General features: G+C 71.7%; 24 protein-coding genes. 10 read left to right on the forward strand and 14 right to left on the reverse strand.

Annotation, left to right across the window (positions count from 1 at the left end; genetic code table 11):
- Positions 1 to 45: 45 nt before the first annotated feature.
- The 5 genes from BKA14_RS19390 (at position 46) to BKA14_RS19410 (ending at position 3408) form a co-directional block, all read left to right on the forward strand.
- Positions 46 to 687, forward strand: a complete 642-nt coding sequence (locus BKA14_RS19390; RefSeq protein ID WP_184952340.1) for a hypothetical protein — start codon at positions 46 to 48, stop codon at positions 685 to 687.
- Between the two features lie 9 nt (positions 688 to 696).
- Complete coding sequence (locus BKA14_RS19395) at positions 697 to 1371, forward strand: 2-phosphosulfolactate phosphatase (RefSeq protein WP_184952341.1); 675 nt, start codon at positions 697 to 699, stop codon at positions 1369 to 1371.
- Between the two features lie 9 nt (positions 1372 to 1380).
- Positions 1381 to 1842, forward strand: coding sequence for a hypothetical protein (locus BKA14_RS19400; RefSeq protein WP_184952342.1), 462 nt, complete (start codon positions 1381 to 1383; stop codon positions 1840 to 1842).
- A gap of 390 nt (positions 1843 to 2232) precedes the next feature.
- Positions 2233 to 2838 (forward strand): YdeI/OmpD-associated family protein, encoded by a 606-nt coding sequence (locus BKA14_RS19405; RefSeq protein WP_184952343.1) that lies wholly within the window; start codon positions 2233 to 2235, stop codon positions 2836 to 2838.
- A gap of 219 nt (positions 2839 to 3057) precedes the next feature.
- Positions 3058 to 3408, forward strand: a complete 351-nt coding sequence (locus tag BKA14_RS19410) for a hypothetical protein (protein WP_221477840.1) — start codon at positions 3058 to 3060, stop codon at positions 3406 to 3408.
- Between the two features lie 28 nt (positions 3409 to 3436).
- Here the strand turns inward: BKA14_RS19410 and BKA14_RS19415 are convergent, their stop codons facing one another.
- From BKA14_RS19415 to BKA14_RS19450, 8 genes are all read right to left on the reverse strand, one after another.
- Complete coding sequence (locus BKA14_RS19415; RefSeq protein WP_184952345.1) at positions 3437 to 4330, reverse strand: DUF5996 family protein; 894 nt, start codon at positions 4328 to 4330, stop codon at positions 3437 to 3439.
- Positions 4327 to 6678 (reverse strand): MMPL family transporter, encoded by a 2352-nt coding sequence (locus tag BKA14_RS19420; RefSeq protein ID WP_184952346.1) that lies wholly within the window; start codon positions 6676 to 6678, stop codon positions 4327 to 4329. The genes BKA14_RS19415 and BKA14_RS19420 overlap by 4 nt, the downstream gene beginning before the upstream one ends.
- Positions 6679 to 6706: 28 nt before the next feature.
- Positions 6707 to 7333, reverse strand: coding sequence for a TetR/AcrR family transcriptional regulator (locus BKA14_RS19425; protein ID WP_184952347.1), 627 nt, complete (start codon positions 7331 to 7333; stop codon positions 6707 to 6709).
- Between the two features lie 45 nt (positions 7334 to 7378).
- Positions 7379 to 9079, reverse strand: coding sequence for an AAA family ATPase (locus BKA14_RS45135; protein ID WP_184952348.1), 1701 nt, complete (start codon positions 9077 to 9079; stop codon positions 7379 to 7381).
- A 180-nt stretch (positions 9080 to 9259) separates the two neighbouring features.
- Complete coding sequence (locus BKA14_RS19435; protein ID WP_203722409.1) at positions 9260 to 9901, reverse strand: alpha/beta hydrolase; 642 nt, start codon at positions 9899 to 9901, stop codon at positions 9260 to 9262.
- Positions 9868 to 10362 (reverse strand): VOC family protein, encoded by a 495-nt coding sequence (locus tag BKA14_RS19440; RefSeq protein ID WP_184952349.1) that lies wholly within the window; start codon positions 10360 to 10362, stop codon positions 9868 to 9870. Before BKA14_RS19440 ends, BKA14_RS19435 begins: the two co-directional genes overlap by 34 nt.
- Positions 10363 to 10437: 75 nt before the next feature.
- On the reverse strand, positions 10438 to 11169 hold the full coding sequence (locus tag BKA14_RS19445) for an ATP-binding protein (protein ID WP_184952350.1): 732 nt from the start codon (positions 11167 to 11169) through the stop codon (positions 10438 to 10440).
- Positions 11170 to 12009: 840 nt separating this feature from the next.
- On the reverse strand, positions 12010 to 12720 hold the full coding sequence (locus BKA14_RS19450) for an SDR family oxidoreductase (RefSeq protein WP_184952351.1): 711 nt from the start codon (positions 12718 to 12720) through the stop codon (positions 12010 to 12012).
- A gap of 110 nt (positions 12721 to 12830) precedes the next feature.
- Here BKA14_RS19450 and BKA14_RS19455 point away from each other — a divergent pair, with 110 nt between their 5' ends.
- The gene (locus BKA14_RS19455) at positions 12831 to 13649 is read left to right on the forward strand and encodes a helix-turn-helix transcriptional regulator (protein ID WP_184952352.1); all 819 of its coding nucleotides are present in this window, start codon (positions 12831 to 12833) and stop codon (positions 13647 to 13649) included.
- Here BKA14_RS19455 and BKA14_RS19460 read toward each other — a convergent pair.
- Positions 13627 to 14187, reverse strand: a complete 561-nt coding sequence (locus tag BKA14_RS19460) for a hypothetical protein (protein WP_184952353.1) — start codon at positions 14185 to 14187, stop codon at positions 13627 to 13629. The genes BKA14_RS19455 and BKA14_RS19460 overlap by 23 nt on opposite strands.
- 67 nt (positions 14188 to 14254) lie before the next feature.
- Between BKA14_RS19460 and BKA14_RS19465 the strand changes: the two genes are divergently transcribed.
- The gene (locus tag BKA14_RS19465) at positions 14255 to 15106 is read left to right on the forward strand and encodes a phosphatidylinositol-specific phospholipase C/glycerophosphodiester phosphodiesterase family protein (protein WP_438861891.1); all 852 of its coding nucleotides are present in this window, start codon (positions 14255 to 14257) and stop codon (positions 15104 to 15106) included.
- A gap of 407 nt (positions 15107 to 15513) precedes the next feature.
- Here the strand turns inward: BKA14_RS19465 and BKA14_RS19470 are convergent, their stop codons facing one another.
- Positions 15514 to 16143 carry a maleylpyruvate isomerase family mycothiol-dependent enzyme gene (locus BKA14_RS19470; RefSeq protein ID WP_184952354.1) on the reverse strand — a complete coding sequence of 210 codons (630 nt, stop codon included), beginning with the start codon at positions 16141 to 16143 and terminating at the stop codon, positions 15514 to 15516.
- 77 nt (positions 16144 to 16220) lie between these two features.
- On the opposite strand from BKA14_RS19470, the gene BKA14_RS19475 reads away from it, so the two are divergent.
- Positions 16221 to 17174, forward strand: a complete 954-nt coding sequence (locus BKA14_RS19475; RefSeq protein WP_184952355.1) for an RNA polymerase subunit sigma-70 — start codon at positions 16221 to 16223, stop codon at positions 17172 to 17174.
- Here the strand turns inward: BKA14_RS19475 and BKA14_RS19480 are convergent.
- From BKA14_RS19480 to BKA14_RS19490, 3 genes are all read right to left on the reverse strand, one after another.
- Entirely contained in the window at positions 17158 to 17439 is a 282-nt protein-coding gene (locus tag BKA14_RS19480; RefSeq protein ID WP_184952356.1) for a carboxypeptidase regulatory-like domain-containing protein, read from the reverse strand. The genes BKA14_RS19475 and BKA14_RS19480 overlap by 17 nt on opposite strands.
- Positions 17424 to 19253 carry a trypsin-like serine peptidase gene (locus BKA14_RS19485; RefSeq protein ID WP_184952357.1) on the reverse strand — a complete coding sequence of 610 codons (1830 nt, stop codon included), beginning with the start codon at positions 19251 to 19253 and terminating at the stop codon, positions 17424 to 17426. Before BKA14_RS19485 ends, BKA14_RS19480 begins: the two co-directional genes overlap by 16 nt.
- Before the next feature lie 96 nt (positions 19254 to 19349).
- Complete coding sequence (locus tag BKA14_RS19490; protein WP_184952358.1) at positions 19350 to 20027, reverse strand: SDR family oxidoreductase; 678 nt, start codon at positions 20025 to 20027, stop codon at positions 19350 to 19352.
- A 143-nt stretch (positions 20028 to 20170) separates the two neighbouring features.
- Between BKA14_RS19490 and BKA14_RS19495 the strand changes: the two genes are divergently transcribed.
- On the forward strand, positions 20171 to 20986 hold the full coding sequence (locus tag BKA14_RS19495) for an SAM-dependent methyltransferase (RefSeq protein WP_184952359.1): 816 nt from the start codon (positions 20171 to 20173) through the stop codon (positions 20984 to 20986).
- A 29-nt stretch (positions 20987 to 21015) separates the two neighbouring features.
- Positions 21016 to 21168 (forward strand): hypothetical protein, encoded by a 153-nt coding sequence (locus BKA14_RS19500; protein WP_184952360.1) that lies wholly within the window; start codon positions 21016 to 21018, stop codon positions 21166 to 21168.
- 32 nt (positions 21169 to 21200) lie between these two features.
- Here BKA14_RS19500 and BKA14_RS19505 read toward each other — a convergent pair whose 3' ends face one another.
- Complete coding sequence (locus BKA14_RS19505) at positions 21201 to 23414, reverse strand: putative bifunctional diguanylate cyclase/phosphodiesterase (protein ID WP_184952361.1); 2214 nt, start codon at positions 23412 to 23414, stop codon at positions 21201 to 21203.
- Between the last annotated feature and the right edge of the window lie 84 nt (positions 23415 to 23498).

The following is a 23498-nucleotide window of genomic DNA, read 5'->3' on the forward strand; positions in this document are numbered from 1 at the left end:
TGTCGCGCCTTCCGGGGACGACGGCCGTAAGCGCACGATCTCCGCATGACATTCCTGTGGGAGACGGCCGGCCAGCCGGAGATTCCCGCACCACGCGTACGGCTGTGGAGCCGGCGCGGCCTGCTCCGGATCGCCCTCGGCGGCACCGGCTGGCTGCTGCTGCTCCCGCTCCGGCGGCTCGTCGAGACGTCCGCGCTCGGCGGCCCGTACGTCGGACTGGCGATTTTCCTGGGCGCCTTCGTCGTGGCCGCCCTGGTGTCGACCGCGGTCATCCTGTTCGCCTGCGCGCGCAGCGCATGGGGCGTCGCCGCGGTGAGCCTGCTGCTGGCCGTCGTGGCCGGGATCGCTGCCGTCCCGCGTGACTACGAAACCGGCTACGTCGACTACCAGTTCCGCAAGCATCGGACCGCCCTGGCCTCGCTGGCCCAGGACTACCGAGCCGGACGCCTCGAGGACGACGGGCTGACCCTCCCACCCGACCTGCGCGCCCTGTCCCCGAGCGGTTACGCGTACGCCGGCGACACCGTCCTCTTCGTGCAGCTGTGGCAGAACTGGCGCGCCGAAGCAGGAACCGGACTGGCCTACCTGACCCAACCACCCACCGCGGAAACGAGGATCACCACCGCGTCGGGGGACTTCGGCTACCCCCGGCGCCGGCTGGGCGACGGCTGGTGGTGGGTGGCCTAGCATCGGGTCGTGTCGATCGTGGGTATGGATGCGGAGATCCCGGCCGGCCGGGTTGTCGTCGTCATCGACGTGATCCGGGCCTTCACCACCGCCGCGCTCGCGCTCGAACGCGGGGCCGCGGAGATCGCGTGCGCGGCGACGGCCGAGGCCGGGCGCGAGCTGCGGGGCCGGCACCCCGACCGGCTGCTGATCGGTGAGGTCGGCGGGCTCAAACCCCCCGATTTCGACCTCGGCAACTCCCCGGCCGACATGGCGGCGGCCCACGTCGACGGGCGGCGGCTGATCCAGGCCACCTCCAACGGCACGCGCGGGCTGGCCCGCTGCCCGCAGCCGGCGGCGCTGCTCGCGGCGGCCGCGGTCAACGTCGCGGCCACCGCCCGCTGGATCAAGGCCAACCACCCCGGCCACCCGTGGACCGTTCTGTGCACCGGCCGGACCGCCGAGGACTGGGCCTGCGCGCGCCACCTGAGCCAACTTCTCGACGGCGCCGCACCGGACCGGGCCGACCTGATCGCCGGCATCCGGCAAGGCGCCGCCGAACACGCCCGCAAATCACTGCGCTACCCGCCGCCCGAACGCGTCGACCTCACCCCCGACCTGCCGCTCTGCTGCGACGTGGACCGCGCCGGGTTCGCGATGGTGGGCGAGATCCGGCCGGACCACGTGGTGGTGCGCGCTGCCTAGACTCCGCATGTGCGGATCGGAAGACGGCGGCTGGTGGCCGCGGCAGCCGGGCTGGTGCTGGTCACGGTCGTGGTGGTGGCCGCGCTCGGCCTCGTCCGGTGGCGGGCCGCGGGCGAGGCGCGGGTGATCAGCCCGCCCGCCGGGGCGGCCACGCCGCCGGACTACGAGAAAGACGTGGCCGACCGGGCCGCCATCATCTCGCGCAGCATGCGCAACGACCGCGGCGAGGCCACCGTACGCACGTACACCGTGCCAACCGGCTCGCCGTGGCTGCAGTCCCGGAAGATCGTGGCCACCCAGCTCGACCACTGGGAGCAGCTCGGCCCCTGCACCGACAACCCCGAGTCCACGATCGTCGAATGCGCCTGGCGCGAGCCGACCCGCTGGTGGCCCCGCCAGGTAACCCTGACCATGATGCGCCTCAAGACCGGCGCCACCTTCGTGATCATCGGCTCCGCCCCGGGCGAGTAGCCAGTCGTTCCTGGCGGCGGGCGCGGGCTCGGTCGTCGCGACCCAGGGAGCCCGGCCGACCGCGCCTGGTCCGACCCGACGCCCGACTTCTACGAGCGGCTCAGCCGGTCCCGGCATCACGAGGTCCCGGCCGTGCTGCTCGTTGCTGCGACGCTTACCTCGAGGACCTGCCGTTCGGCCGCGACGACGCCGACTATCAGGCGGCCGGGCTCGCCCTGGCCGAGCGGCTCACCGGCGTACGTCTTCCGGTCGACTTGCCGACCCGGGACTTGCCGGGCTTCGTCCTCCAGAGGATCCGTGGAGGACTTGTCCCGGAAGGCCGGTGACCGCTGCCTCCGGCCGGAGCAGGCCGAGGACGGAAATGTCAGGGGGCCCGGTTAGCCTCCCGTCATGGCCGGTCGTGAGTTGGACGAATTGGTGGTAGCCGACGCCGAGGCGTTGCGGGTGTGGTTGGTGGAAAACCACGAGACTTCCCCCGGGGTGTGGCTCGCGCTGGGCCGCAAGGGCGGAACGGTCACCACGCTGACCTGGCAGCAGGCCGTCGACGAGGCGCTGTGCGTCGGGTGGATCGACGGTCAGGCTCGCAAGGGCGACGAATCGATCTCGTGGATCCGGCTGACGCCCCGCCGGCCCCGGGGCGCGTGGTCGCAGCGCAACGTCTCACACGTGGCCCGGCTCGAGACGGAGGGGCGGATGCTGCCCGCGGGCCGCGCCGCCGTGGAGGCGGCGAAGGCGGACGGGCGGTGGGCAGCGGCCTACGCCCCGCCGTCGGTGGCCGAGGTGCCCGACGACCTGCTGGCCGCGATCGCCGCCGTCCCGGCCGCGCAGGCCATGTTCGACGTGCTGACCAAGACCAACCGCTTCGCGATGATCTATCGCCTCAACGCCGTCAAACGGGCCGAGACCCGCGAACGCAAGATCGGCGAGTTCGTCGCCATGCTGGCCCGGCACGAGACGTTCTATCCCCAGAAGGCCAAACCCGAGCCCGGGCGATGAGGTCGGGCTCCCCGCCCGGTTGGTCGCGACGATCGGGGCCGGGTGTCGTCGGCCGGGGCATGGACGACGCGGCCGGCGCCTGGGGTGGGACCAACGTCGAGGTGGTCAAGGTCTACCGCTCCCCGGACGCCGTTCACGCCCGGTACGTGGTCTCGAAGTAGCCGCGCGCCCGCGGGGTTTCCGTTGGGAGCGCTCCCGGGTATATCGAGCGGCGTGATCATGGCCTTGCTTCTCGACCTCGCCACTATCGTCGGCGGGTTCCTGCTCGCCATCTCGCTGCTGCGCCGCGTGCCACGAGCCGGCGACAGCCTGGGCCGCGCCGCCGACCGGGTGGCGCCGTTCGGGTGGGTCGTCGGCGTGGTGGCGCTCGTGGCGGGTGGCTTCTACCTGCTTGTGCACCTCTTCGACGGGCCCCGCGTCTTTCACTTCGAGGTGGTCGGCATCCTCGTCGGCGTGGCGCTGCTGTGGGACCGGCTGACCGAACGCCGCGAGCCACCCGCCCTGCTGCTCGCCGTTTTCGGCCTGATCGCCATCGTGGTCGGCCTGCAGGGACTGGTCACCCCGGACTGACGCCGGGAAAGCCGGTGGTCCGGGTCGTCTACCGCAGGGCTTCCAGCTGGGGCCGGTCCCAGTCGGCCAGGTCGGCGGCGGCCAGGTACGTCGAGCGCAGGAACGTCAGCAGGGTCTCGTCGGGGTCGGCGGAGCCGGCCACGGTCTCGTAGGGCAGCACGCATTCGCGCAGGTCCGGATCGTAGTAGGCGGCGGTGCGCTCGGCGTAACCCGCGGGCTCCGGATACGCGTACGCGTAAAAAGCGCCCTCGTCGCCACCGCCCGGCCAGAAACCGAAACTGGCCAGCTCGTGCGAGTAGCCCTCCTGCATCACCCACGGCGGGCAGTTGGGCGCGCCGCCGGGATGTGTCGGGGCCTGCCGCCCGGAGAAGCGCGTGTAGGCCAGGTCCATCGCACCCCAGAAGAAGTGCACCGGGCTGGCCTTGCCCACGAACTCGGACCGGAAGCGCTCGAACACCCGCTGCGCCTGCAGCAGCTGCCGCCAGAACAGCTGCGCGGCCTCACCGTCGTACGAGCAGTGGGTCTCGTCCTCCGCGAACGGGATGGCCGACTCGACCTCGTTCGGCACGGCGTGAATGCTCGGCTCGAGACCGAGCGTGGCCAGCGCCTTCATGGTCTCGGCGTGGAAGGCCGCCACCGATACGGGGGCCAGCGGCACGGCGGCGGCCCGGCCGTCACTGGTCCGGATGCGCAGCCGATGCTCGACGAGGTCGAACTCGATGTCGAAAGTTCCTTCCTCGTACGGGACGGCCGACGTGCTCAAACCGCGCGCGGTCGGATACAGCGTGACGTGCCACCAGTGGTTCACCGGCGGCGCGTACGCCATCCGCACCTTGCCGACGATCTGCGTCCACATGTGCAGCGTGTCGCGCGTGTCGGTCCAGTCGGCCACGCGCAGCCGGGGCCAGGTCGAGGTGCTCACCGGTCAAGAGTGCCAGGCGCGGCGGCCGGGTGGTTGCGTTCGAGCGCGGCGCCCTCCACGTCGACGTCGGGCAGCACCCGGTCCAGCCAGCGCGGGATCCACCACGCCGACCGGCCGAGCAGGTGCATGACGGCCGGGATGAGCAACATCCGTACGAGGAAAGCATCGGTCAGCACGCCGAAGGCCAGCCCGAAACCGAGCGACCGGATGATCGCCGTGTTGGAGAAGATGAACCCGCCGAACACCGCGATCATGATGATGGCGGCCGCGACGACCACCGTACGGCCGGCGTGCACACCCTGCCGCACGGCGAGCCGGGCCGGCGCGCCGTGGGCGTACGCCTCGCGCATGCCCGACACCAGGAACAGCTGATAGTCCATGGCCAGCCCGAACAGGATGCCGATCAGGATCGTGGGCAGGAAGCTGAGCACCGGGTTGGGGTCGTGCACGCCGAAGATGCCGCCCAGCCAGCCCCACTGGAAGATCGCGGTGAGGCCGCCGAACGTGGCGAACAGCGACAGGATGAAGCCCAGCGTGGCGGTCAGCGGCACCAGTATCGACCGGAACACGAAGATCAGAATGATCAGCGACAGGCCCAGCACCAGCCCGAGATAGCGGGGCAGGGCGTCGGCCAGCTGCTCGGAGATGTCGATGTTGCCGCTGGCGCTGCCGGCCACCCCGAGCCGTACGTCGGTGGGCAGCGGCGACAGATCGCGCAGGTCACGCACGAGCTGCTCGGTCGACGAGCTGGACGGCCCGTCCTCGGGGATCACTTGGAACGCGAACAGCGTCTTGTCCTCGGACTGCCCGATCGGCGCGACCGCGACCACGCCCTCCTGCGCGAGCAGCACGTCGGCGATGCGCACCTGCTCGCCGACCACGCGGGCCTGCTCCGTGACGGGCTGCGGGTTGTCGGCCACCACGAGCAGCGGCCCGTTGACGCCCGCGCCGAACTTGTCCTCGATCACCTTGTACGCCTGGTACTGCGTCGAACTCATCGCCTCGGAGCTGCCGTCGGGCAGGCCCAGCCGCATCGACAGGGCGGGCACGGCGATCACCAGCAGGACGGCCAGGCCGCCGATCACGGTCAGGACCGCCCGGCCGGTGCTCATCGGCGCGTTGGGGCCCAGGCGGTGACGGGTGTGCCCGATGGTCCCGCGGGCCTTGCGGCTCAGGATCCGGGTGCCCAGCAGCGACAGCAGGGCCGGGGTGAAACTGACGGCCAGCAGCACCGAGACGGCGACGCAGATCGCGCCGACCGTGCCCATCAGGCCCAGGAAGCCGATGCCGGTGACGTTGAGCGCGAGCAGGGCCACCAGCACGGTCGAGCCGGCGAAGACGACCGCGTTGCCGGAGGTGCCGTTGGCCAGCCCGATCGATTCGTGCAGCTCCACGCCGTCGAGCAGCTGCCGCCGGTGCCGATTGAGGATGAACAGGCAGTAGTCGATGCCGACGGCCAGCCCGAGCATGACGCCCAGCACCGGGGTGATCGAGAGCATCTCCACGACGCCGCTCAGCGACAGCGCCGCGGTGACGCCGATACCCACCCCGACCAGGGCACTGACGATCGGCAGGGCGGCCGCGACGATCGCCCCCAGCATGATCATCAGGGTGATGGCCGCGATCACCACGCCGGCCACCTCGCCCACGCCGAGGATCTCGGGCACACCTTGCGTGAGGTCGTTGGAGAACTCGGCCTCGACCCCCGCCGGCACGCCCGCGCCGACGTGTGCGACCACGCTCTCCTTGGTCTCGGGGGTGACGTCGAGCCGGGCCTCGGTGAAGACGACCTGCGCGACGGCGGCCGTGTTGTCCTCCGAGACCGTACGGACCTGGGCCGACATGTCGATGAGCTGCTGCGACTGGTCGAGGGTGGTGGCCTGCGCCGCCAGCTGCCGCTCGGCCACCTCCCGTTGCGCGGCGGGCAGGGCGGCGACCTGTTCGCGGCCGGCGTCGAGTTTCTTGCGGCCGTCGTCGATCTGCGCGCGCTGCTCGGCCAGCTGCCCCGCGGTGGCGAACGGGTCCACAGTGGTGGCCACCCCGTCCAGGTCGCGCGTGCTGACAAGGACCTCGGTGATGCCCGTACGCTGCTCGGCCGTGAACGGCGAGCCGTCGGTGGTGTGGAACACGACCGCGCCGGTGCCGCCGCTCGCGCTCGGGAACCGTTCGGCCAGCTTGCCCGAGACCTCCTCGGTGGCGGTGCCCGGAATGGTCACCTGCGACGACAGCACCCCGCCGAACGCGAAGTAGCCGGTGACGGACAGGCCCAGGATGACGAGCCAGGCGATCAGGACGGTCCAGGCGCGGCGGGCGCAGAAGCGGCCCAGGCGGTACAGCAGTTCAGCCATTGATCCGGTCTTCTCGTTCGGGGGGCTGTCAGTAACCGGTACGGATGCTGTCGATCAAACGATCGAGCAGGTCGTGCCAGTGAGCGCGAGATCTCTCGTCGACGGTGGCGCCGGTGTCGGCCAGCCAGTGGTGAGCGATCACTTCGGTGCCGTGCATCAGCGAGCTGACCAGCAGTTCGGCCTCCAGCGGGTCCCGACCGGCGTGCCGCTCCGCGAGTTCCCGGGCGAGTTCTTCCGTCGTACGGGAGAAGGTCGCTTGGAAGATCTGCTGCGGCCGCGGATCGTCGGAGCTGAACCCGCCGAGCGCCTGCCACAGGAACGCGATGATGCCCGGCACGTCGGTCGCGCGCAGGGCCGCCGACACGACCTCGAACATCTCGGCCCGGCTGCCGGCTTCGGCGGCGCTCGCGCTGACCTGCCGGCGGAAGGCGTCGATGACCACGCCGAGCACCTCGGTGCAGGCGGTGGTCACCACGTCGTCGATCGAGGCGAAGTGGTTGAAGATCGTCCGCCGGGACACGTCGGCCCGCTCGGCCAGCTGGTCCACACTGAACCGCGCGGCGCCACCCTCGTCGATGAGGGCCTTGGCCGCGTCGAGAATCGCCCGGCGGTGCCGAGCCTTCAGCGCCGCCCGCCGATCCGCGTTGACCACCATATTAATTACACTAAATGCAGCGTTGCACTCCGTGCAAATTGGTCGTCATGCGGTCACCTCCAGTGACGGCCAGCGGGCCTGAGCCCACCCCGGCGGCAGCTCCCGCGCCTCTCCCGGCGCCTCTCCCGGCGCCTCTCCCGGCGCCTCGAACAGGGTGCGCCAATGATCCAGGTCGGCCTCCGTCATCGGAAATGTGGTGTGCGGCGCCGTAGCCTGGCGGTGGGCGGCCCGGGCGCGCTGGGTTGCCCGGTCGACGGGCAGATAAACCACTTCGCACACCGCACCCGCCTCCTCCCCCAAACGGCGCAGGGCCTCCCGTTCGTCACGCGACCACAGTCCGAAGTCGAGCACGACGCTGGTGCCCAGCCGCAGCGCCTGCAGGGCCACCGTGATGAGCCGGCCCTCCACCAGGTCCCGCTTGCCGTCGGGCTGCACCCCGTCGAACAGCGCGACCATCCACTCGTCGGGCGTCAGCCGCAGCGCCCGATGCTCGGCGGCCAGCTCCTTGGCCCGGGTGGTCTTGCCCGCGGCCGGCAACCCCACCATCAGAAAAAGCCGCGGCCGGGGACCGGGACCGGGCTCCCCGGCGGGCGGCGGCGCCGACTCGGACACGTGCGCAACCCCGCCGCCGACTCCGGCCGCGGCTGCGGCTGTGATCCCGGCTGCGGCTTCGGCTGCGGCTCTGGCTCCGGCTACGACTCCGGCCGCGGCTCCGGCTCCGGCCGCGGCCCTGGCTCCGGCTCCGGCTCCAGCTCCGGCTCCAGCTCCAGCTCCAGCTCCGGTCAGCTTGTCGGCCACTGTGAGGAAAGCCTGCCCCTCCCCCCGGTCGCCGAGGCTGAGGACGTGCAGACCGGTCGATACCAGCTCGACAGACGCCCACTGCCACACAGCCTCCGGTTCCACCCCGGTGAGCCGGCCGAACCGGCGGCAGCTGCCGATCACCTCGAGCAGCGCCCGCCCCGGCTCGTCGGCCACGAATTCGTCGCGCCACTCCGGCACGCCGCGAGCCAGGATGACGCCCAGGTCGTGTGCCGGCTCCGAGACGAGCCCGAGCGGGTCGACCAGCCGGAGATCCCCGCCGCCGGGCACCCGCTGCAAGGCGTTGAGGGCGTGCACATCCCCGTGCACGAGCCCCGCGCGGGCCGGGTCGAAGGCGGCCTCCCGCAGGTGCGCGCAACGAACGGCCAGGTCGACGGCCGCCGCCGAGCACGGCCGCCCGAGTTTCTCCCACGTGGCCGGGACGAAGTCCGCGTGCCAGCGGGCCGCTTCGGTCCAGGTCGGAAGCCCCCGGGCCGGCCGCCAGCCCCGAGCCGCGGTGCGTGCCAGCAGCTCCAACTGACGCGCCGCCGGCCAGCCGAGGGCGGCCAGCGGCGGGCCGAGCCGTTCCAGCAGCAGCGCCCCGCGGGCGGCGTCGTGCCGGAGCAGACCCACGTACGGGTCCCCACCCGCAAGCTGCAGGGCAGTCAGCTCGCGCTCGCCGACGGGCGGGATCGCCACCTTGAGAACGGCCGGTACGCCGTCACGGGTCATCACCTCGGCGACGTAGGCGGCTCGTCCCCCGTCGAGCCGGGCTCCGACGGTGATCGCCCAGTCGGCGGCCAGACCGTCCAGCAGGGCGGGCAGCTCGGCCAGCCATTCCCGGCCGGCAGCTCCCGCCGCCCGGACGGACATCGCCAGGCGCCCGGAAACAGGCACCCCTTGTTCGAGGAAGGTCGACGAGGGGTTGGACGGGTGATGCTGCGACACAGTTGGCTCCCCGGATCACGCGGGATGACCCGGCAGCGCGACGAGGCTGCCGGCGGACACCGATCCGGCGGTACGAGACCGCGATCAGAACGACCGCGGGACCGCCGTCAGGCGGCGGAGCGAATCTGCATGCAGGCGAAGCAACCCATGCCGTCACCATAGCCGACGGCGACTTCGCGGTCAGACGGTCGCGAGCCAGTCGCCGAGAGCCCGCACCACCGGCGCGGTTAGCCCGTGCCCGGCCGGGTCGCGGCGGGCGGTCACCACGGCGCCGGACTCGTCGTGCACGTAGTCCCACGTACGGTCGAGCAGTTCACGCGGGATGACCGTGTCCCGCGTCCCCTGCGCGACCAGCACCGGCACCCCGGCCAGCCGATCGGCCACCACCGGCACGCCCGCGTCGAACGGCAGCGTGCCGTAGAGGATGGCCGCCCCGGCGTACCGGGCGGGGTCGTCGAGCAGCAGACCGCCCGCGAAGGCGGCCCCGCCGCTGAACCCGGCCAGGATCACGGGCCGGCCCCCGGGGGCGTACGAGTCGAGCCAGGTCCGGAACCAGTCCATGGTGGAGCGCAGCGAGGCCGCCACGGGACGGCCGATGCCGCGGTTGGCGAACCAGGCGAAGCCGCCGCCTTCGGCGATGGGTGCGCGGACCGCAGCGTACGAGAAAGCAAGCGGAAGATGCTCGCTCAGGGTGAGGATCTCCTGCTCGTGGGAGCCGCGGCCGTGCAGCAGGACGACCAGCGGGGCCGCGGGATCGGAGGAGCCCGCGAGGGCGACGACGGGCGGGTTCACCGCGAACCGGCCGTGCTGACGCCGCTCCACCGGGCGACCTCGGCGGCCAGGTCGAGACGGTCGACGGGGGCCGCGTTCTCGTATTCGCCCCAGTCGGCGCGGGGCAGCATCCACATGATCTCGAACTCGTTGCCGTCGGGGTCGGCGCCGTAGACGCTCTTGGTGGCGCCGTGGCTGGACTCGCCGCTGTAGGCGCCCGCCTCGGCCAGGGTCCGGCGGGCCTGTTCGAGCTCGTCGATCGTGTCGACCTGCCAGGCCAGGTGGTACAGGCCGACGCCGCCGCGCTGCTTGGGCGGGGCGGTCGGGCCGACGCCGAACAGGCCCAGGTCGTGGTGGTTGCCCGAGCGGGGCAGGCGCAGGAACGCGGCGTTGGCGCGCGGTTCGCGGGCGGCGACGACCATGCCGAACACGTCGGTGTAGAACTGCTCGGCGCGCGCCAGGTCGGCCACGAAGAGCACGGCGTGGTTGAGCCGCACCGGTCCGATGCCCATGACGATCCCTCCATTAGTTGAAGCTACAACAATCGCACGACGCCTCGGCTTGTAGCAACAACTGTGAAGAGCGTCCTACTCGATCAGCGCCCAGACGACCTTGCCGCCGGGCACAGGCGTGGCACCCCAGTGCGTGGCCGCCGCACCCACGATGCGCAGCCCGCGCCCCGACCCCGGCCGCATCAGCGTGCTGGTCACGGGCGGTCCCCCGGGCGGCCGGGGCATCGCCGCGACCGCGTCCTGCACGCCGACCCGCAAATAACGCCCGGTGTGGACGACGGTCAAGTCGAACTCGCACGCCGCGTGCACGATCGCGTTGGCCGCCAGCTCATTGGCGATCAGCCGGGCCGGGCCCCGCAGATGCGGCAGACCCCAGGTCAGACAGGCCTCACCGGTGACGTTGCGGGCGGCGGCCGCACTGGCCGGCTCGGGCAGCAGATGGCGGCGCACCCAGCGGGGCACGTTGGCGTTCACCGCGAGCGCCGCCTGGGAGCTGTCCTCATAGAGCGCCACATAGGTGCGGAAGGCGCCGAGACCATCCCGTACGCCGGGAGCCGCCCCACACAGCAGCACCGGCACACCCCAATGCAGCTGGGCGTCATGCGTCATCGTGGCGAACACACCGAGCAGCGCATCGGCCTCGTGCCGGAGCCCGGCCAGGTCGACGATCACAGCGGCCGGGCACTCCGCGGCGACCTTGGCGATCGCGGTGCCCACCTCCGGAACCGTGGCCACCGACAGTTCGCCGCCCAGACGTACCGTCGTGATCCCGGTGTCGAGGTTCCGGGCGATCACTGTCTTCAACATCCGCAGCCCTCTGCTCGCACCTCCCCGTCCGTAGCGCTCACGTAACGCCCGACGCCCACCCCGGCGCAATCCCTGGTCGCGCGCCTATCGCCCGATGGGCGGAAAAACGCTACCGCAACGAACGGCGAGGACGGAGTGATTTGTCCGACTTTCCCCCTATGGAGAACGGGGTCGGCGTCTCGATCACGTGCCCGCCGCCTCGCGTCCGAGCTCGCCGCCCCGTGCCCGAGCTCGCCGCCCCGTGCCCGAGCTCACCGTCTTGCGTCCGAGCCCGCCGCACCGTGCCTGTGCCCGCCGCCTCGCGCCCGTGCCCGCCGCCTCGTCCTCAGGTCCGCCGCCTCGTGCCCAGGCCCGCCGCCTCGCGCCCGCGCCTGCCGCCTGTTGTCCGAGCCTGCCGCGCGTTGTCCGAGCCCGCCGCGCGTTGTCCGAGCCCGCCGCGCGTTGTCCGAGCCCGCCTCCTGTCCGAGCCCGCCGCCTGTTGTCCGAGCCCGCCGCGCGTTGTCCGAGCCCGCCGCCTGTCCGAGGCCGCCGCGCGTTGTCCGAGCCCGCCGCCTGTCCGAGGCCGCCGCCTGTTGTCCGAGACCGCCGCCTGTTATCCGAGGCCGCCGCGCGTTGCCGGCTCGGCCGCAGGCCGCCCCGAACCGTGCCGGCGTCGTCTTGCCGTGCACGCAGGCCAGGTGCGCTGGTCCTCTACATCCTAGGAGGCTAGGAACCTACCGTCCGGGTCCGATTGCCGCCGGCACCAGACGCGGGGCCTCTGTGAGCGACCGTGGCCGGCCACCCCACAGGAACGCGCGGCGGGCACGGGCGATCAGTGCGCCGCATCCTCCGGCCGGCCGGTCACGCCGGTGGGCGCTGGCGTGTGGGCCGGACGATGATCTCGTTGACGTCGACGTCGGCGGGCTGGTCGATCGCGAACTGGATGGCGCGGGCGATCGCGTCGGCCGGGATGGTGTCGCGGCGGTATTCGACCATGGCGTCACGGGCGTACGGGTCGCTGATCTGCCCGGCCAGCTCGCTCTCGGTGACGCCCGGGGTGATCGTGGTGACCCGCAGGCCCGGGTCCGACTCCTGGCGCAGGCCCTCGGTGATCGCCCACGCGGCGTGCTTGGTGGCCGAATAGATCGCCGACGTGGGGACGACCTCGTGCGCGCCGACCGAGGCGGTGGTGATCAGGTGGCCGCTGCCCTGGCGGCGGAACACCGGCAGAGCGGCGGCGATGCTGTGGAGCAGGCCGCGCACGTTGACGTCGATCATGCGGTCCCACTCGTCGACCAGCAGCGCGTCCAGGCGGGACAGCGGCATCACGCCCGCGTTGGCGATCAGCACGTCGACGCGGCCGTGGCGGTCGACGGCGTCTTGGACGAAGGCGGTGGCCGAGGCGCGGTCGGTGACGTCGAGGCGAGCCGGTTCCAGGCGTTCGGCCGGCTCAATCGGGCGGCGGGCCCCGGCCACGACGATGTGGCCCGCTGCGGCCAGGCGCTGGGCGGTGGCCGCGCCGATGCCGCTGCTGGCGCCGGTGATCAGGATGATTTTCTGGGTGTCGGTCATGTCTTCGACCGTGCGCGGAAGCGTCCCGGTCAGGAAGGGTGCAATGCAACCACCCTGGGTGGGCATGACAGGACCAGGCAGACCGGCCGCCCCCGGCCTACCGTGGACGCATGCCCACCACCGAGCTCGGAGACTTCCTCCGCAAACGCCGCGCCGCCGTGCGACCCGCGCAGGTCGGGCTGCCCGAGCACGGCGATCGTCGCGTGGCCGGGCTGCGCCGCGAAGAGGTGGCGCAGCTGGCCGGGGTCAGCGTCGACTATTACGTGCGACTCGAGCAGGGTCGCGAGCGCAACCCGTCGGCGCAGGTGGCCGAGACCCTGGCCGTGGCTCTGCGGCTCGACGACGACGGGCGGGCCCACCTGTTCCGGCTGGCCGGGCTGGCCCCGACGGCCCGCGCGGCTTACGGCGCCGACCGCGTCGATCCGGCCCTGGTGCAGCTGATGGCGGCCTGGCCGGCGACTCCTGCCCTGGTCTACAACCGGGCCTACGACATCCTGGCCGCCAACCCGCTGGGCGAGGCGTTGTTCGCCGGGCTGCCGCGCAATCTGATGCTGGCCGTCTTCACCGAGCCGCGGGCGCGCGAGTTCTACGCCGACTGGCCGACGGTGGCCGCCAACTCGGTGGCCGGGTTCCGCATGCAACTGGGCAAGGCGCCTGACCATCCGCGCGTCCGGGCCGTGCTGTCCGAGCTGCTGGAGGGCAGCGAGGAGTTCGCCGAGTTGTGGCGCCGGCACGACGCGCGGGGCAAAAGCCTCGACCTCAAGACGTTGCACCACCCCGAGGTGGGCCGGCTCACGCTGCGGGTGCAGACCTTCTCCGTACGGGGGACCGACGGTCAGGAGCTGGCGGTCTACTCCCCCGAGCCCGATTCCCCCAGCGCCGACGCGGTGGCTCTGCTCGGCATGCTCACGACGTCAGGAAACGCTTGACGACGGCCGCCCAGCCCGCCCGGGCCTGGTCGTTGAGCTTGGGGGTGGCCAAGCCCAGCTGAGCCGCGACGATCGAGGCCGTCCCGTTCGGTTTGGGTTCGCTGGTCACGATGATCTGGGAGCCGTCGGCGGCATTGACCCGCCACGTGATCCGGCGGTCGGTGCCGCTGATCCTCGGGGTGGCGTCGGCGGCGAGCAGCCCGGTCACGTAGGGGTCGGCCGGCGCATAGGCGGCCCACGCGTTCATCAGCTCCTGCATGCCCATCGTGGTCGACTTGCTGACGCTCATCTGGAAGGTGCCGTCGGGCCGCTGCCCGGGGATGCGCCGCCCGATGAACTGCTCGTAGGCGACCGTCACGGCCTGCGTCCACCAGCCCAGCGGCTCCACCCCCGTGCCGTCGAGCTCGTGATGGACGGCCAGCGCGATCTGCTTGTGGTCGAGCTCGCGGGCGCCGATGCCGTCCATGAAGGCCAACCATTCGTCCCACGTACGGTTCGTGGCCTTCTCGACGGGTTTGATGCGCGCGTTCGTCGCCATGGTCCGCGAGCTTAGCGTTCGGCCCCGATTCATTGACGATTTACGATTTGCTCCTAGGGTCGGGCGCATGACTCGACGAGCCCTCGCCCTCATCGCCGCCGTGTGCGCGATGCTGGTTCTCGCGCCGTCCGCCGCTCAGGCCGGTGACCGCCACGGGGTCCGCCCGCTGGCCCGCGCGCACGCCCACAACGACTACGAGCACGAGCGTCCCCTCCTCGACGCGCTGTCGCACGGCTTCACCAGCGTCGAGGCCGACATCTATCTGGTCGGCGGCGAACTGCTGGTCGCACACGACCCCGAAGACGTCGTGCCCGGCCGCACACTGCAGAGCCTCTACCTGGACCCGCTGGCCCAGCGGGTGCGAGCCAACCACGGCCGGGTCTACCGGGGCAGCGACATCTCCCTGCAGCTGCTCGTGGACATCAAGAACACCGGCGCCGCCACCTACACCGAGCTGGACCGGGTGCTGCGCCGCTACAAGGAAATGCTTTCCACGTACGCCCGGGGCAAGGTCGCGAAGGACGCGGTCACGGTGGTCGTCAGCGGTGACCGCCCGCGCGAGCTGATGCAGTCGCAGACCCGCCGGTACGCGTTCTACGACGGCCGCGCGGCCGACCTCAACTCGGGCGCCCCGGCGTCGTTCATCCCGCTGATCAGCGACAACTGGACGAACTTGTTCACCTGGCAGGGCATCGGCGAGTTCCCGGCAGCCGAACGCGCGAAGCTGCGCGCTTTCGTCCGCGACGCCCACGCGAACCACCAGCGAGTCCGCTTCTGGGCAACACCCGACGTGCCCAGCCCGGCCCGCAACGCCATCTGGCGCGAACTGGTAGCAGCCAACGTCGACCACATCAACACCGACGACCTGGCCGGCCTGGAGTCGTTCCTGCGCACCCGCCCACACCGAGCCGCCGCGTAAAACACTGCGCACACCCGATCACGCGGCCGCCACACAACCCCACCCACAAGCGACCGCGCGACCGACACACACCAATGCGCACCCTCGCACAACACACCAAGCACCCAACGCGCGAAGATGCAAGAACGGGCGAAGACGGGCGGAGATGCGCTACGGGCGGCCACATCGACCCAGCCCCACGGTGGCCGCGCAGAGCCGGCCACGCGGTGGACGCGAGAAGTACCACCGCGCGACCAACGCACACCCCCGCGCGCAAGTGACTGCGCGACCAATGCGCATAAGACGCGCGAAGCTGCGCACCGGGCGGCCACGTTGACACAGCCCCGCACGGCGGCCGCACGACGGCTGCGCGAAGCTGGCCACGCGGTGGTCGCGGGGAGGCAGTGGTGGCCGCCGCGTGACGTTGGTCAGGTGATGCGGGAGCGCAGGATCTCAGCGCCCGGCCCGGTGAGGTCGTCGCAGTAGGTGGCCCGCCCCGCCATGGCCATGGTCAGCGCCAGGGTCGTCCCGGTGGCCAGTGGGCCGTCGCCTACTGCGAACGGGCCGTCGGTTGCCTTCAGGCGCAGGCCGGCGGCGGCCGTCTTGGTGGGTACGGCGAAGTTGCGGCTTGCGTAGAAGCGGGCCACCCGTTCGACGACCGCACCGTCCGGGGTGCGGCCCAGTCCGAGCGGCCGCCGGATGTCCTGTCCGTGCACCACGACCTCGCCCAGCCAGGCGTCGACGTGTCCGCTTGGGCCTTTGGCCTGCGCGCCGGCCGTTCGGAAGCGGGTCAGGGTCGCGGTGGGTGTGGTGCCGCGGAACTCGGCCAACCGGCGCCGGTTGTGTTCGTCGGCGTCGAAGCGGGCGCCGATCATGCTGCCCAGCCAGCGGGCCAGGCTCAGGCTGCAGGCGGCGGTCAGGTGCGCGGTCACCTCTTCGACGGTCCATTCGCCGCACAGTGACTGTTTTGCCCATTGGGCGTCGTCCAGTGCGGCCAGGTCGCCGGCCAGGGCGGCGTATTCGGCGCGTAGCGGCGCCCATTTGTCGGTGCGGCTCATCTCGTACGGCTCCCGGGGTTGTCGGCACAGGACGGGTTCGGTGGATGTGACGGCCGGGCCGGGCCAGAATCGTCGCTGTGCCGCAAATCTCCGACGACCTGATCCTGGCCCGCGACGGTGACGAGCAGGCGTTCGCCCGGCTGGTCGAGCCGGTGCGCCGTGAGCTGCACGCGCACTGCTACCGGATGCTGGGTTCGGTTCACGACGCCGATGACGCTCTGCAGGAGACGCTGGTCAAGGCGTGGCGCGGGCTGGGCGGGTTCGCCGGCCGCGGTTCGCTGCGGGCCTGGCTGTACGCGGTGGCGACCCGGGTCTGTCTCGACCTGTCGGAGGCGCGGGGGCGGCGCGCGTTGCCGGCCGACCTGGGTCCGGCCAGTGATCATCCGGTGCTGGACTCGCCGCCGCGGGCCGAGGTCGCGTGGCTGACCCCGTACGCGGTGGCGGAGCAGCGGGAAGCCGTCGAGCTGGCGTTCGTGGCCGCGCTGCAGCGTCTGCCGGGCAATCAGCGGGCGGCGCTGCTGCTGTTCGAGGTGCTCGGTTTCAGCGCGGCCGAGATCGCCGGGATGATGCGCACCTCGGTCACGTCGGTGAATTCGGCGCTGGCGCGGGCCCGCCGGGTCGTCGCCCGTGGGGGTGCGCCGGTCAACGACCCGCAGGCGCGGCGGCTCGCCGGTCGGTTCGCCGCCACGCTGGCGGCGGGCGATCTGGACGGGTTCGTGGCGTTGCTGACCCGCGACGTCACGTGGGCGATGCCGCCGCTGGCCCACTGGTACGCCGGTGTCGGGGCCGTCACCGCGTTCGCGCAGGCGGTGCCGATGACGCTCTGCCCGAGCTGGCAGTGGCGGCTGGTGACGGCCAACGGCGTCCCGGCGGTCGCGTTCTATCTGGGCGAGACGGCCGGGGCGGTGCACGAGGCGTGGTCGATCACCTTGCTGGAGCCGCGGGGCGGCCGGGTCGCCGCGATCACGTCGTTTCTCGACCCCGGCCTGTTCCCGCTGTTCGGCCTGCCACCGATCAGCCGACCTGGATGACCACGTCAGCGGCGGCCCCGGTGGTGCCGAGGTTCGCCGCCCCGGTGGTGTCGAGGCTCGCTTCGCCGCTGCCGGGTTCGCCTTGGGCGCGCAGCGTGAAGCGGCCCGGGGGCAGGCGCAGCGTGAACCGCCCGTCGGGCCCGCTGAGCAGGGCCAGCTCCGGGATCGGGACGGTGGCTGACACGACGACGACCGCGGCGTGGGCCACGGGCGCGCCGCCGGCGTCGACGACGCGCCCCGTGTAGGGAGTTATGTCTGCGGCCATCCGCCGTCCTGTCGTACCCACTCGGCCAGCGTCTCCAGCACCTCGGGGGTGATGCGGGGCGCCGAGTTCGCGGTGATGCCCAGATCCGTGGGCGTCCCTCCCGTACCGTACGCGTGCACGCCGACTGCCCGCGGCGGCGCGTTCTCGTCCTCGTGGATCCAGACCGGCGCCCCGCTCTGCCCGCCGAACGTGTCGACCTCGTAGAAGATCCGGCGTTCGGTGACCCGCAGCACCCGGTTGCGGGCGAAGTACTGTTCCTGTCCGGCGCCGCGGTCGGCCGGGTAGCCGGAGATGTTCACCAGGAACCCGGCGAGGTCGTCGGCGGACGGCGCGGCCAGCGAGAACCAGCCGACCTGATTCCCCAGGTCCTGGTCTTCGGCCAGGTGCACGCAGCCGATGTCGTAGTCGGGGTCCTCGGTCTCGACCCATTGACTCACCGACGAGAAGTTGGTGCTGCTGACCCGGCCGAACGGGGTCGAGATCGGGGAGTCGCCGGGGCCGTTGCGGCCGGGGATGACCTGGATCTGGCTGGCCCAGCCGCCGAAGAAGTGGTTGCTGAAGACGCAGTGCCCGGCGGTGAGCACGGTGCGCGGGCCGATGAACCAGCCGGTGCCGATCGCGCCCGCGCCGCTGGGGCCGGTCAGCCGCAGCGAGCAGATCATCCGCCACGGCGACAGGTGCGTGTCGAAGATGCGGACCCGTTCGTCGGTGGGGCCGATCACCGTCTCCGCGATCGCCGCCCGGCGCAGTGGTGCGCTTTTACCCTTGCCGACCAGGACTGCCGCCGAGCGTGACGGCTCGTCCGGCTCGGTGCCGGTGCTGCCCGTGGTGGCGACCGGCGCCTCGGCCGCGGGCCCGGCTTCCGGCACGACGACCGGCGTGACCGGTTTGCTGACCGAGCGCAGCCCGCCGCCGGTGGTGATCGGCGCCGTCTCACCGGTGAAGACCGGCCGGATCGCGTCGCGGATGGGCGCGGTGGCCAGATATTCGCCGATGCCGTGATGGTTGTCGCTGCCGTTGCTCACAATGAAATCGGTGCATCGTTCGGCCGGTGCGTATTCGGGCCGGATCCGGTGATCGAGAGCGACGAGATCGAGCGCGTCATTCACGTTTCGCCATTCCCGTACGCCGTCGGGAACGCGCAGCGGTTCTTGCAGAAGGTCTTGTACTTCCCGGACGCCGAGCGGCGATCCGGCGGTGACGAAAAGTCTGACGTCGGCCTGCGAACCGACTCTGCGCAATGCCTCGTAGGCCACGATGGTGCCGAGGCTGTGCCCGACGACCACGAGCGGGGCGCCCGCGTTCTTCAGGGCGTCCTCGACGACCGTGCGCATGGGGTCGCGCATGCCGCCGAAGAAGTACGCGTACACGTCGGTGAACGCGTTCTTGACCAGGGCCCGGAACGCGGCGAGGCGCAGCCGGCGGGGCAGCGGCAGCGCCTCGGTGACCGGGCCGCCGGCCTCGCCGTTGGCCAGCGCGTCGGCGGTGTAGACCATCCTGAGCAGCCATTTCTTGAGCTGCTGGTCGTCGCCGGCGGCCTCCGCGGCGAGGCCCTGGTCCTGCCGGGCCTCGCCCAGCACGTCGTCGGCGAAAGCTTCGGGGCTGAGGAACATCTGCGCTGGGTCGGCCGCGGCGGCCGCTTCGAGCCCGGCCGCCTCGCCGCGGGGTGCGGCGTAGCGCAGCCGGGCCCAGTAGGCCATCCGCGAGGCCGTCCCGAGATCCCGGCCGAAAAGCGCGTGATCCCATTCCGAGCGCAGCCGGTCGGCCGCGATCTGGTTGCCGTTGCCATGAACGTAAATAATCGTGGGTGCCATAAGGACCTCCTCGGGGGTCATCACAGCACCGCGAACAAGACCGTTACAGCGTCGCGTCGGAAAAGCGATAAGCGGCGGACGGTTTCGCACAATCGTTCAGTAGACGGCGCGGCCGCCGCTGATGTCGTAGACGGCGCCGGTCGAGAAACTGACCTTGTCGGAGGCGAGCCAGGCGATCAGTTCGGCCACTTCCTCGGCCCGGCCGACCCGGCGCATCGGGATCAGGCCGGTGATGTGGCCGAGGGCGGCCGGGTCGGTGTCGGCGTTCATGGGGGTGGCGATGACGGCGGGGGCGATCGCGTTGGCCAGCACGCCGGTGGTGGCCAGTTCCTTGCCCAGGGATTTGGTGAGCGCGATGACCGCGGCCTTGGACGCCGAGTAGGGCGACATGTTCGGGTTGCCGTCCTTGCCGGCGATGCTGGCCAGGTTGACGATCCGGCCCCAGCCGCGTTCGATCATGCCGGGCACCCAGGCCCGGCAGGTGTTGAAGGTGCCGGTCACGTTGACCGCGAACGTGCGCGCCCAGCCGTCGGCCGGCACCTGCCACAGCGGGGCGTTGGGGCCGACGATGCCGGCCGAGTTGACCAGGATGTCGACCGGCCCGGTGGTGGCCGCGGCGGCCCGTACGGCCTCGGGGTCGGCCACGTCGGCGTGCAGGTCAGCGCCGTCGGCGAGGTCGAGGGTGAGCACCCGGATGCCGTCGGCGGTCAGGCGGGCGGCCGCGGCGGCGCCCAGCCCGCTCATGCCGCCGGTGATGACGGCCGTTCGTGTCATGCCCTATTTGATCGCGACGCCGCACACCACGTCGAGATGCGGGGGTCGTCCTGCTGGGGGCGCCACCGCGGGGTGGAGGCCCGTCCGTCGCTCTACTATGGACGTGCGTGACGACGCTGGGTAGTCGGCGCTATTGTTCCGCTGTGGATCACAGCAGCCCCGCCCCGGCCGGTCTCGACCCCAACGTGCCGCACCCGGCGCGGCGATACAACTACTGGCTGGGCGGCAAGGACAATTTCGCCGCCGACCGGGCCTCGGGTGACGCCCTCGAGAAGCTGTTCCCCAAGGTCCGCGACGGTGCGCTGGCCAACCGCGCGCTGCTGCAGCGGGCCACCCGGTTCCTGGCCGCCGAGGCCGGCATCAGCCAGTTCCTCGACATCGGCACCGGGCTGCCCACGGCCGACAACACCCACGAGGTGGCGCAGCGGATCATCCCCGACGCGCGGATCGTCTACGTCGACAACGATCCGCTGGTCATGGTGCACGCGCGGGCCTTGCTCAACAGCAGCCCCGAGGGCCGTACGGCTTATATCGAGGCCGACCTGAACAGCCCGCGGGCGATCCTGGAGAACCCGGCGCTGCGTGAGACCCTCGACCTCGGCCAGCCGGTCGGGCTGATGCTGATCGCGGTGCTGCATTTCATCCACGGCGACGGCGCGGCCCAGCCGATCGTGCGCGAACTGCTCGACGCCCTGCCCTCGGGCAGCTACCTGGTCGCCACGCACGCCACCAGCGACTTCGGCACCCCGGAGCAGCAGGCGATCTATCGTCAACTCGTCGAGCAGGGCAAGTCCGACGTGTGGACCCGGCCCCTCGAGGAGTTCACCGCCCTGTTCGACGGGCTCGAGCTGGTGGAGCCGGGGGTGGTGCCGGCCAGCGAGTGGCGGCCCGAACCGGATGCGGTCATCCCCGAGCGTTCCGACATCAACATCTGGACGGCGGTCGGCCGCAAACCCTGACGTCTACCAGGCGATCGGCCTGTCGCTCCTTGGCGTACTGGATCGTGATCGCGTTCAGGAACGACTTCGAGGGCGCGTACGCCGCCGAACCGGGCGCGGTGCCCGTCGACGTGGTGCTGTGCCGGGTCGGCGACGACATCGTGACCGTACCCTGCTCGACGCCCCGCTGGTCACCACCGTGATCGCGTGGCCGCCGCACAACCGGTCGCGGCCGCTAGCCGGGCTGATCCTGGCGGCGACGCGTCTCTGCGGTCAGCGCCTCCGCCAGCGGCCGCGGCGGCGAGTACAGGTAGCCCTGCCCGGTGTGGCAGCCCAGGGCGAGCAGTTCCCGGGCCTGCTCGGCGGTCTCGATGCCCTCGGCGATCGTGCGCAGCCGCAGCACCTGGGCCAGCCGGATCACGGCCTCGGCGATGGCGGCACCGGTCGGGGTGCCGTCGAGCTCGGCCACGAAACTCCGGTCGATCTTGAGGATGTCGACCGGCAGCCGGGTCAGGTAGTGCAGCGACGAGTAGCCGGTGCCGAAGTCGTCGACGGCGATACGGATGCCGTGCGAGCGCAGTTCGTGCAGGGTGGCGAGGCCGCTCTGCTCGTCCACGATCGCCGACTCGGTCACCTCCAGCACGAGCCGGTCCGGCGCGAGTCCGGACCGCCGCACGACCGTCAGCACGTCGTGCACCAGCGACGGTGTCTGCAGCTGGCGGGGCGAGAGATTGACCGACACGTACGGGCTTCCGGGCACGCCGGCCATGTCGGTGCAGGCGCGTTCCAGCACGTGCAACCCGATGTCGTAGATCAGGCCGGTGCGTTCGGCCACCGGGATGAAGTCCAGCGGCGCCACCGTTCCCCGTACGGGGTGCCGCCAGCGCACCAGCGCCTCGTACCCGGCCGCGGCCCCGCCCTCGATGGTGACGATCGGCTGGTAGAGCACGAACAGCTCGCCGCGCGCGGCCGCGCCGGTCAGGTCGTCGGCCAGTGCCGCGTCCATGGCCCGGCGGTCCACCATCGACGGGTCGTGCCGCATCCACGAGTGCGCGCCGGCCCGCTTGGCCGCGTACATGGCCAGGTCGGCCCGGCGCATCAGCTCCTTCGTGGTGTCGCCGGGCTGCCCGTCGGTCAGGCCGATGCTGGCGTGGATCACGACCGTGTCCTCCCCCAGCCGTACGGGATGGTCCGCCACCGAGGCCAGGATGCGCTGCGCCACCACCTCGGGCACGGAATCGCCCGGGAGCAGAACCGCGAATTCGTCGCCGCCGATCCGCGCGCACGTGTCCTTGGCCCGCACGACCGACCGCAGCTGATGCCCGAATTCCGTCAGCACCGTGTCGCCGGCCGCGTGCCCGTACGCGTCGTTGATCAGCTTGAAGTCGTCCAGGTCGATCAGCAGCAGCGCCCCCGGTTCGCCCCGGCGGGCGGCGATCGCGATCGCGTCCTCCAGCCCGGTGCGGTTGGCCAGCCCGGTCAGCGGGTCGGCCACGACCAGGTCCTGGGTCTGGCGCAGCGACACGGTCATGTGCACCATCACGGCCGCCACCATCAGCAGCAAGCAGATGACCAGGCCACCCCACGGGTACATGTCGTTCTCGGTGACCGTCACCGCGATCAGCATCATCGCCCCGGTCAGCAGCGACGCCGTCACCAGCCGCTGCGACCAGGCGGGCCGCCGGTGCAGCGGCACCCGGGGCCGGCTCCGGGTGACCGAGGCGATCGGCGACAACGTGAGCAGCAGGCTCGCCCCGACCATGCCCAGGCCGATCAGCCACACGTCGGCCTGGGCGTCGCTGTGCAGGTCGGTGGCGTTCCAGGCGATGTCGGTGACCATCAGCAGCACGAGCCCGGCGACCAGCGGCGTGGTCGGGTGCGACAGGTACGGCAGCGCGCCGCCGAGCAGAAGCGCGCAGGTGGCCGCGAGCACGAGCAGGTCACCCACGACGTAGCCGAGGATCCGGCTGAGCTCCATCGCCGGGGTGTCGCTGACGAACGCCTTGCCGATCACGAAATACCAGGCCGCCATCGCGCCCGCCGACATCACGATGACGATCTCGGACAGGTACGCCCATCGGCTGCGCCCGCGGATGTCGGGCAGCCGGTAGGCCAGCGCGGCCGCGGCGAGCAGCACGAACATCATCCCGCGCAGGCCGATGCCGGCCCAGTAGGCGGCACTGGGGCCCGCCTGCAGATACCAGAGCAGCACGAAGAAGGCGGCCACAGCGCTGGCGCGGGCCAGGCCGATCAACCGCCAGCTCCACGGGTACGGGCTGTGCCGCACGGCCCGGAAGCTGAACCAGACGCCGGCCATGTCGAGCAGCAGCACCGAGCCGTACAGGATCGGGCGGCGCACGGCGGGCTCGGTCAGCGACAGCAGCTGTGTGGCGACCACCAGCGACACCAGCACGACCGCGGGCCGCGAGACCGGCCGCCATCTGCTCATCCGGGACAACGAGGCCACGTCATACCCATCGGACGGGCCGCGGCCGCGCTGAGCCGACCTCAGATGTTCCGATCATCGGGATGG

The organism is Paractinoplanes abujensis, assembly GCF_014204895.1.
GTDB lineage: Bacteria > Actinomycetota > Actinomycetes > Mycobacteriales > Micromonosporaceae > Actinoplanes > Actinoplanes abujensis.

Coding starts and splice junctions, on each gene's coding strand:
- BKA14_RS19390 (WP_184952340.1), top strand. CDS start 46: ATGACATTCCTGTGGGAGACGGCCGGCCAGCCGGAGATTCCCGCACCA.
- BKA14_RS19405 (WP_184952343.1), top strand. CDS start 2,233: ATGGCCGGTCGTGAGTTGGACGAATTGGTGGTAGCCGACGCCGAGGCG.
- BKA14_RS19410 (WP_221477840.1), top strand. CDS start 3,058: ATGGCCTTGCTTCTCGACCTCGCCACTATCGTCGGCGGGTTCCTGCTC.
- BKA14_RS19420 (WP_184952346.1), bottom strand. CDS start 6,678: ATGGCTGAACTGCTGTACCGCCTGGGCCGCTTCTGCGCCCGCCGCGCC.
- BKA14_RS19425 (WP_184952347.1), bottom strand. CDS start 7,333: ATGGTGGTCAACGCGGATCGGCGGGCGGCGCTGAAGGCTCGGCACCGC.
- BKA14_RS19440 (WP_184952349.1), bottom strand. CDS start 10,362: ATGGGCATCGGACCGGTGCGGCTCAACCACGCCGTGCTCTTCGTGGCC.
- BKA14_RS19445 (WP_184952350.1), bottom strand. CDS start 11,169: ATGTTGAAGACAGTGATCGCCCGGAACCTCGACACCGGGATCACGACG.
- BKA14_RS19450 (WP_184952351.1), bottom strand. CDS start 12,720: ATGACCGACACCCAGAAAATCATCCTGATCACCGGCGCCAGCAGCGGC.
- BKA14_RS19455 (WP_184952352.1), top strand. CDS start 12,831: ATGCCCACCACCGAGCTCGGAGACTTCCTCCGCAAACGCCGCGCCGCC.
- BKA14_RS19460 (WP_184952353.1), bottom strand. CDS start 14,187: ATGGCGACGAACGCGCGCATCAAACCCGTCGAGAAGGCCACGAACCGT.
- BKA14_RS19465 (WP_438861891.1), top strand. CDS start 14,255: ATGACTCGACGAGCCCTCGCCCTCATCGCCGCCGTGTGCGCGATGCTG.
- BKA14_RS19470 (WP_184952354.1), bottom strand. CDS start 16,143: ATGAGCCGCACCGACAAATGGGCGCCGCTACGCGCCGAATACGCCGCC.
- BKA14_RS19480 (WP_184952356.1), bottom strand. CDS start 17,439: ATGGCCGCAGACATAACTCCCTACACGGGGCGCGTCGTCGACGCCGGC.
- BKA14_RS19485 (WP_184952357.1), bottom strand. CDS start 19,253: ATGGCACCCACGATTATTTACGTTCATGGCAACGGCAACCAGATCGCG.
- BKA14_RS19490 (WP_184952358.1), bottom strand. CDS start 20,027: ATGACACGAACGGCCGTCATCACCGGCGGCATGAGCGGGCTGGGCGCC.
- BKA14_RS19505 (WP_184952361.1), bottom strand. CDS start 23,414: ATGAGCAGATGGCGGCCGGTCTCGCGGCCCGCGGTCGTGCTGGTGTCG.